The organism is Polyangiaceae bacterium (genome assembly GCA_016715885.1).
Lineage (GTDB): Bacteria > Myxococcota_A > Polyangia > Polyangiales > Polyangiaceae > Polyangium.
In genome coordinates, this window is sequence record JADJXL010000027.1 from 51,296 (window position 1) to 58,667 (window position 7,372).

The window sequence follows — 7,372 nt, forward strand, 5'->3', positions numbered from 1 at the left end:
TGCGGGCAAGTGGGTCAACACGGTCGGTGACGCGTCCGCCGCCGTTCGAGCCCGATGCTCGTCGATAACCTCCGGACCAACCAGCGCCGATCATCTCTCGACCCACGCGGTCATCGGCATCGACGATGAGCCTGACATGTCTTGGCTCGCCGAGTGCGTCCCGTCGTCATTTCATCGAATGACGGAAATCACGCCCGAGTCCGTATCCGTGGAATAATGGCCACGTGAACCTTCCTTGTGAGGTGTCGCCAATTATCGCGACTACAAAGCCAAGTCAACTGGGTTGCCACGCTGGCGGCCTGCGGCGCTGAGCACTACTTACAAAGTAGCGAATTACAGGGGGGCGTCGGTATGCTGATACTACGGCACGCAGGGCCAATCACGTCGAATCGAAGCGATCAAAGTATGGGGCGTAGCCAGATAGCGCCGAATGAAATTTCGCAAAGCACTTCAATGCAATGGCAAGCCGGGAGGCATCCTTCGGTGTTTCCCACCGCAAACGAAAGTTGGAAACCCGTGAAACGACATCTGATAAGTTTTCTGCTGATTTCTCTCGCTTCCGCTGTTACTACCGAAGCCGCCGCTCAGCAGTTCAGCATTTCGGATAAATGCTATCTTCCGGGCATCTACTCATCCAACCGATGCTCCGTTCGTTACGGGTGGTCGAGTAATACGAGCAATGCCAAACTGTGCTTGTGGGATGGTAACAACCTCAGTACGTGCGAGGGCTATACGAACCATGGCGGCAGCTTCGACTGGATTGATGCTCAGGGAAAGACCCTGGAATTCCGACGACATGCCGTCTGGCCGACGCAAGATCCTGCTTGGCCGAACGCGGCCGTGGTGCGCCGTAAGGGCACGCTTCTATACTCGAAGTACGTATCGGGAGTTACGAGCGCAGTCCCGCTTGGCTCCTGTACGGCGACTTTGTCACCCGGCCAGAGCGTCAAGACGGCCGTATTGGCAGCCTCAGTCAACGCGGTCATCTGTTTGAACCCAGGATTATATCTCGACTCTGGCATCGAGCTCAAGACAGGTCAGGTCCTCCGAGGAACGGATACACAAAACCGCCCAGTTATCCGCAATGTCAGCGGCCGAGCATCGAGGACGATCGTTATGAGTCAGCCGGGGGCGACCGTTCGTGACCTTATCGTCGAAGGACAACCAAGAAACCGCTCCCAATACGGCATTCTGGTTTACGCCACCAGTGGATCGCGGATCTATAACGTAGATTCCAATTACGCCATCATCGGAATCGGTGTCAACGCGGGTACGGACATCGATATTCGAGAGTCAAAAGTCTCCTATGCAGGAGATGGGCGTGCCTGCTCGGGCTGTGCTCAGCCGTCCATCTGGATCACCGACAGTAGCAACGTTCGGGTGGTCAACGTGCACATGCTAAACAATGGAATCGGCCCCGAAGGTGATGGCGAACTATCATGCTACAATACTCCCGATTTGCTCGTTCAGGGCAGCTCCGTCACGAAGAGCGGAGCGGGCGGGATGTACATCGTGAACTGCGATCGCGCCATTCTGGCGGGAAACGTGATCAGCGAGGCCCAGGAGTGGGGACTCGATATCGTGAATACAGGTTACACCTCGGGCTCGGACTATGGTCTGTTTTTGAGGAATAACATCAGCGGGTCGCGTCACGGCGGTGTGGTACTCAAGAACACGATCCACGCGGCATTTCGCGAGAACACGTACACCAATAACAGGGTCGGGCCGAACGCTTCTGGTAGGTGCAACGGGGTCAATAAGAGAGGGACCACTACCGGGTTCTCGCAGTTTGGCGACAATGCAAACCGGGGATCCGTCAGTTGCAACGATTGATGCCGTCTGATATGGTCGGGGTTCTTTTCACCTGCGCTAGCGTAATTCCCCCCGCGCCGATGATGAGCACCTTCAGCGAGCCCGTCTCGCGCCATTCCGACAGCGTCTTGCGATACCCGTTGTCCTTAAGCCATCGCCTGACGACCGCTTCGGGGAGGTGCGTCAACACGGTCGGTGACGCGTCGGCCGCAGTTCGAGCGCGGTGTTCGTCGATGACCTCCGGACCAACCAACGAGCCGATCATCTCTCGACCCACGCGGTCGTCGGCGTCGACGATGAGCCCGACATGTCCCGGCTCGTCGAGCGAATTCATGATGACCAAAAGCGCCGCGACCCCCGCCAATACGGCTCGATGAAAATCCACTTCCTCAACGCATTGCCCGGACCGTACGGCTGCGTCTTCCAATGCGACGACACCCACGTCCCGGTTGCCGGCGAGCGAGAATCACCGCGGCAGTAGGCACTCACCGCTTGCCGCAAATCCGCCTCGGTTCTGCGCCCGACGTGAAAGACGTTCCCTCGAACCTTCACCACGTCGCTGTTCGTCATCGCCAAACACGTATTGACGATCAGCCGTCCGAGCATCGTGGCCGTACGCGCGTCGATGTCCGTGATTTCCATCGGAAACGATGCAGCCTCGTTGGCGATGCTTTCGGCGAGAGCTGCCGGAAGCAGCCCCGCGGCATCCACGCCGAACCGCCACAGCGTCAGCGCTCGTTTCGTCGGGGCCACGTACGCCCATGCGCCCGCGGGATGGTCTCGATGCTCGTGCCGAAAAACCAGCACGCGAGCGATGAAGTCGGCGCCGGCCGGATGCTCGACGGGCAGGAGCTCGGCCGGCAGCTCGAGCAAAAACGCCGGAGCCGGCGGCGACAGGTTTGCCAGGATGGCGGTGGAACCGTCGCACAGAGCGCCGCGGCGTACGTTGCCGGCATGACCACGGTGCGAAAGCCGTGCTGCGCCCATCGCGCGAGGCCGAGCGTGCTGCACTCGATGTCGCTCGTGATCATCGCGAGCTGAAGGGCTTCGACGAGCGACCAATTGCGCCGCGCCGGTCCGTTGAACGGGAGCCCCTCGGGCCGCGCGTGCTCGATGGCTCGCAAGATGTCGACGTCGGATTCTACAGGCGCCCGATGATGCCGAAGGATGTCCCAAAGGACGTCGGCAAGCGTGCGCAGCGACGGCGTCGATATCATACGGGCTCACTTCTCTCGAAAAAGCTCCGCCACGTCGATTTTCAAAGCGGCAGCAATCTTCAGCAGCATGGTCACCTTCATTTATTCGATATTTTCCCCTATGCTTCGGTGCTACGTCGATTCATGAAAGCTCCACTTGCCCACGGTATTTCCGTTGGAGTCTTTGATGACGTTCCCAGCACCTGCACGCATAGCCATCTGTGACGTTCCTGTAATGCGCGTGCAAACCTCGTGGAGCGCATTGACGATGTCATTGCTCGTTCTCATTGCCGCATTGCCGAGCTCGATTCTCCAATGTGAACTTCATGTGCCCCCTACGTTCCAGCCGCTCGAGCGGCCACGAGCCCAACGCCCGCTGGTTCGTCTCGCGCGTCGAAGTGACGTGCGAGGAAGGTAACACGTCAGTTCTGACGCGCCACAGTCTGCGTTGAACTTTTGGCTTGCTTTTGCAGCCGAACACAGCCTCGGCTTGCCATGGATGAGCTCGTTCGAACAGCCGGACAAACGCGTCACTATTGACGCGCGCAATCCAGCGTGCTACGGATTTTCGAGAACTTGTTATGAGCAAGCCCAAAACGGTGCAGGGTACCGAGCGCGTGCTGGTGGAGGTCCCCAACCTCAAGCACAACACGATAAAAGCCCGCGCCGCGCCTTGGGAATGAGCATCAAGGCCTACATCCTGCACGTGGTTGACCAATTCGCTGCGCAAGCGAAGCAGGAACTTGCCGCTGACCCATCCAGAAAGCCCTTCGAGGGCAGCCGCCGGCAAAAACGGATTTCAATCGACATACCACCTGAAAATGCCAGGCAGATCAGAGAAGCGGCAGCAGAGTTCAAGACCGTCCGTGAATTCATATTGCGTTGCGTTGAGATCGAGATGCGCGGACAATGAGACGGTCGTCGAATCGCCGACTGACTGCGCGAGCGAGGCGGTGTTCGTTGCACCGCTGACCCTTCATTATACCATCGCGCGCTCAAAGCTAGCCTGGGGGGAGTCACGCCACGAATCCGCCATGGTCATTTGTTCTTGCGTCGTTGGTTGCGTCTCACGACTCTTCGTCGCCAGAGCCTGTGATGGGACAGTTGCCCGTCACCGTCGAGAGGCCACTTGGCCACCACGGATCGATCGTATAAATAATGTCTTTCGCGTCCGACAAGGTACACACCAGCTCGGTTCGAAGGTATTTGATCGCGTCGATGCGACGTTTGTCTTTGAGAATCGCCAGCACAACCTGCTGCACTGGCAGCGCCAGGAGTTTCAACACTTCATTGCGTCGTCGCTCGATTTGCCGCCGTAATCGTCGCTCGAGGTCTCGCGGGTCCTCGGGTGATCCGGGCGCTGCAATGCAGCGCACGACAGTGCACTGTGCTTCGTGGTGAACCAGCCCGATGATCGGTGCGGTTACTCCGATCAAGGTGACGTCGGAGCCAAAATCTACCACATGTTGAATGTTCTCGAATTCTTCACGTGCAGCCAGGATCGCTTGCAGGCCGCCGCCGTGCGCCGATTCACCTATAACATAGACGTCTCCCCTGATAGCGTCGACCATCCGCTTGATCTGCGAGACATCTTCGGCATCGAAGCGCGCCCATTCCGGCGTGGTACCGCACATACGAATCGCTTCGGCCATCCGATCAGGGTCCAGAAAAGCCCTGTGATCGAGCGCTTCGTGCGCGTCCGGCAGGAGGTACCGGGCTCGGGCGAGCACGGAAAAGTAGTCGACGAATTGTGGATGTGGCTTTGCCATTGGATCTTTGGGTCAAACTCTTGCGGCATGCGGCTTGAATGAATTGTTACATGCTGCCCGACTCTCCGGACGACACCAACTCTAGCTCTGACCGACGAACATCCGCTAGCCATCGCGTTTCACCAGCCGGACCAACGCACTCCACGGTAAAGGTTGGCTCTTGGCCCGGCTGGGTGGGGTGGGCGAGGACAATAGCGCCGATGTCTCCGACTCGAGGCTGGGCAGCGCTTCCGAAGCTCCGGTCAACGCGGTCAGCCGGAACTGCCTTAACAACCCGAACGACGTCGTATTCTTTGAACTGCATTGCGGCACCTATCGGCTTGCGGTTGAGCAGCCTGCTCTCCGCGGCTAGACGGCGTACTCTCCGACAGCCTACCGTATCGGCGTTCAGCCAAAACCGCCAGAGGGAGCGAGCGTAACCACTGTCGCGAGACTGTCTTGGGCTTGTGCAGCCTCGCAGGTTGCATTTTTGCCACAATGATCGTACTCGACAATCCGATGGCACTTTTCGAATTCGAGCTCGCGAACGTGGAGGACATCGTTCCTTGGGAAACCTCGGACGGCCCGAGCTTGAACTGGTTCGCCTTGACGGACGGTCGGTTCTGGATGCCCGTCGGCGATCAAGTTCTGTCTGAATACTCGGACGAGATCATGGCGCACTGGATGACCACCGTCCGCACAGCCGACTATCAGATCGCAGCGTTCGCTCGGAGGATGCTCGGAAGTGCCGCTGCAGGTGCCGCGCGTTTGCCCGAACGGCTCGAACGGCTCGCATCGAACTGGAAGCGCCTATGCGAATTGCGGGAAGAATCGGACACTGCAGACGACGATGAAGCAAGCGACCTTGGCTACACCGCATGGAACTGGCTCGGTGAGCGCTCGCCATGGGCGTCGTATCTGGTCGCCAATCCGCGCTTTCACTTTGTTCGGGTTGGCGACGAGCTGCGCATTCACTGGGACAATCGCGATCGGGTGGTCGACGGCTTCCCAGTGTGGACCGCGCAATTCGGGGTTTACGCGATGCCTGTCGAATCGTTCGTGGATGAATGCAGGGACTTTGCGAGGCGCCTATTGCGCGAGATGGACGCGCGAATCGAGGCGATCGAAGCTGGCGCTGTGAACGCTCGAGCAGCGCTGGATGCGCATGCGCTACGGCAGCAGCATGAAACGTGGCTGACCGAGTTTGCTTCGTATTTCAACGAGTACCAACCCGACATCCCGTGGTATGACGCTGAACGCGCCCTCGAGGCCATAGCGAAGAAGCGAGGCCTGACGTTCTAGCGGCGACTCTCGGAATTTCGGTATCGATCTATGCACTCGTTTTCCGCTTTTGAGCTCACCTCGGACCTCGGCGCCAAGTTTGCCCGTTTGGCGCTCGGCCACGTCGAGAGACCCTATCCCTACAAGCTCGACCATGTCATGGCCGGCGACGAGGACGTTTGCCGCCCAGGGTATTGCATCCATCTTCCATGGCAGTTTCGACTGGCATTCTTGTGTGCACGGGTATTGGTTATTGGCGCGCCTGTTGCGACGATTTCCGGCGATGGCCCCGCACCGGACATCCGCGCCCTATTCGACCGCATGCTGAGGCCGGAAAAGGTGGCCGGAGAGCTTGCGTATCTCGCCCGCCCGCAAAGCCGAGGCTTCGAGCGGCCGTATGGTTGGGCATGGCTGCTGATGCTCGCGGCGGAGCTCGAGCACCACGAAAACGCTCATCGCGAAGCAATACGCCCTCTCGGCCGCGTTTTTGCCGACCGGTTCAAGGCGTTTCTGCCGCAAGCAACGTACCCGATTCGCAATGGATCGCATTCCAATACGGCCTTCGCGCTGGCGTTATGTTCCGAATACGCCGCGTCCACGAGCGATTACGAATTGGCGCGGCTCATCGAGGCGACGGCGAAACGATGGTACTTGGCCGATGTAAACGCGCCCGCTTGGGAGCCGAGCGGCGATGATTTGTCCCGACGCTGGTCGAGGCCGAATGCCTTCGCCGCTTGTTACCAGTTGCCGATTTTCGTGGTGGTTTGCGCGCTTTTTGCCTCGAGCCGCTGACCGGATACCCGCGAGCCTGTTTACACCTGCTACGGTGAGTGATCGGACCGATGGCAAATCGCACACCTGGACGGCCTCAACCTGAGCCGCGCTTGGTGCTGGCGTTCGATTGCGAAATCGGCTCCTTGGAGGATCCCGTCCGCGCCGTCAGCTTTCGGCCGCTGCGGAGCACCTCGAAGCGGGCCTGCCGCACGGTCGGGCGATTACATGGGCGGTGACGCTGGCACCTTGCGCTGCTGGCGTTGGAAGCGGCGGGGTAAATGGGGCTACCCACTTGGCGGTCGGCAAGCTCCGTCGTTGTGCTCTCCGGTCAAGCTTCCATCATGCGCCTCTGATCACTTGGCTTGCTTGGACCAGTCGCCTGCCTACACATTCCCATCGACACGACGCACTTTGTCCGATAACATCGCCGCATGAGCGAACGAGTCCACGCGTCGAGCCTCTTGGGCAATGTTCGCGTCCAGGCTCGTTCCAAAATGACAGCCGTTGCGCCAAGCTGATCAGCCTGGGTACGCTCCCCGATGACCTCGATGATCGAGGCCA

At 59.2% G+C, this 7,372-nt stretch carries 7 protein-coding genes and 2 pseudogenes; 5 read left to right on the plus strand and 4 right to left on the minus strand.

Annotation, left to right across the window (positions count from 1 at the left end; translation table 11 throughout):
- The first annotated feature begins 364 nt into the window (after window positions 1-364).
- Both IPM54_41240 and IPM54_41245 read left to right on the plus strand, forming a co-directional pair.
- A pseudogene (locus tag IPM54_41240) lies at window positions 365-424 on the plus strand (hypothetical protein).
- 92 nt (window positions 425-516) lie between these two features.
- Window positions 517-1,833 (plus strand): right-handed parallel beta-helix repeat-containing protein, encoded by a 1,317-nt coding sequence (locus IPM54_41245; GenBank protein ID MBK9266202.1) that lies wholly within the window; start codon window positions 517-519, stop codon window positions 1,831-1,833.
- Here the strand turns inward: IPM54_41245 and IPM54_41250 are convergent.
- The 3 genes from IPM54_41250 to IPM54_41260 all read right to left on the minus strand — a co-directional run bounded on the left by IPM54_41250 (window position 1,817) and on the right by IPM54_41260 (window position 3,296).
- On the minus strand, window positions 1,817-2,146 hold the full coding sequence (locus tag IPM54_41250; GenBank protein MBK9266203.1) for a hypothetical protein: 330 nt from the start codon (window positions 2,144-2,146) through the stop codon (window positions 1,817-1,819). The two genes, IPM54_41245 and IPM54_41250, sit on opposite strands and share 17 nt — an antisense overlap.
- The gene (locus IPM54_41255) at window positions 2,143-2,799 is read right to left on the minus strand and encodes a hypothetical protein (GenBank protein ID MBK9266204.1); all 657 of its coding nucleotides are present in this window, start codon (window positions 2,797-2,799) and stop codon (window positions 2,143-2,145) included. The genes IPM54_41250 and IPM54_41255 overlap by 4 nt, the downstream gene beginning before the upstream one ends.
- Window positions 2,800-3,140: 341 nt before the next feature.
- Entirely contained in the window at window positions 3,141-3,296 is a 156-nt protein-coding gene (locus IPM54_41260; protein ID MBK9266205.1) for a hypothetical protein, read from the minus strand.
- A 160-nt stretch (window positions 3,297-3,456) separates the two neighbouring features.
- Here IPM54_41260 and IPM54_41265 point away from each other — a divergent pair, with 160 nt between their 5' ends.
- A complete protein-coding gene (locus tag IPM54_41265) occupies window positions 3,457-3,921 on the plus strand; it encodes a hypothetical protein (protein ID MBK9266206.1) in 465 nt (154 codons plus the stop codon).
- Between the two features lie 154 nt (window positions 3,922-4,075).
- Here IPM54_41265 and IPM54_41270 read toward each other — a convergent pair whose 3' ends face one another.
- The gene (locus IPM54_41270; protein ID MBK9266207.1) at window positions 4,076-4,738 is read right to left on the minus strand and encodes a hypothetical protein; all 663 of its coding nucleotides are present in this window, start codon (window positions 4,736-4,738) and stop codon (window positions 4,076-4,078) included.
- Between the two features lie 537 nt (window positions 4,739-5,275).
- On the opposite strand from IPM54_41270, the gene IPM54_41275 reads away from it, so the two are divergent.
- Window positions 5,276-6,058 carry a hypothetical protein gene (locus IPM54_41275; GenBank protein MBK9266208.1) on the plus strand — a complete coding sequence of 261 codons (783 nt, stop codon included), beginning with the start codon at window positions 5,276-5,278 and terminating at the stop codon, window positions 6,056-6,058.
- Between the two features lie 30 nt (window positions 6,059-6,088).
- Window positions 6,089-6,943: pseudogene (locus IPM54_41280) on the plus strand (DUF2891 domain-containing protein).
- Window positions 6,944-7,372: the final 429 nt, after the last annotated feature.

What these genes read in the sequence shown, in the direction of transcription:
- IPM54_41275 (MBK9266208.1), top strand. Translation starts at nt 5,276, where the DNA reads ATGGCACTTTTCGAATTCGAGCTCGCGAACGTGGAGGACATCGTTCCT.
- IPM54_41255 (MBK9266204.1), bottom strand. Translation starts at nt 2,799, where the DNA reads ATGGGCGCAGCACGGCTTTCGCACCGTGGTCATGCCGGCAACGTACGC.
- IPM54_41260 (MBK9266205.1), bottom strand. Translation starts at nt 3,296, where the DNA reads ATGAGAACGAGCAATGACATCGTCAATGCGCTCCACGAGGTTTGCACG.
- IPM54_41250 (MBK9266203.1), bottom strand. Translation starts at nt 2,146, where the DNA reads ATGAATTCGCTCGACGAGCCGGGACATGTCGGGCTCATCGTCGACGCC.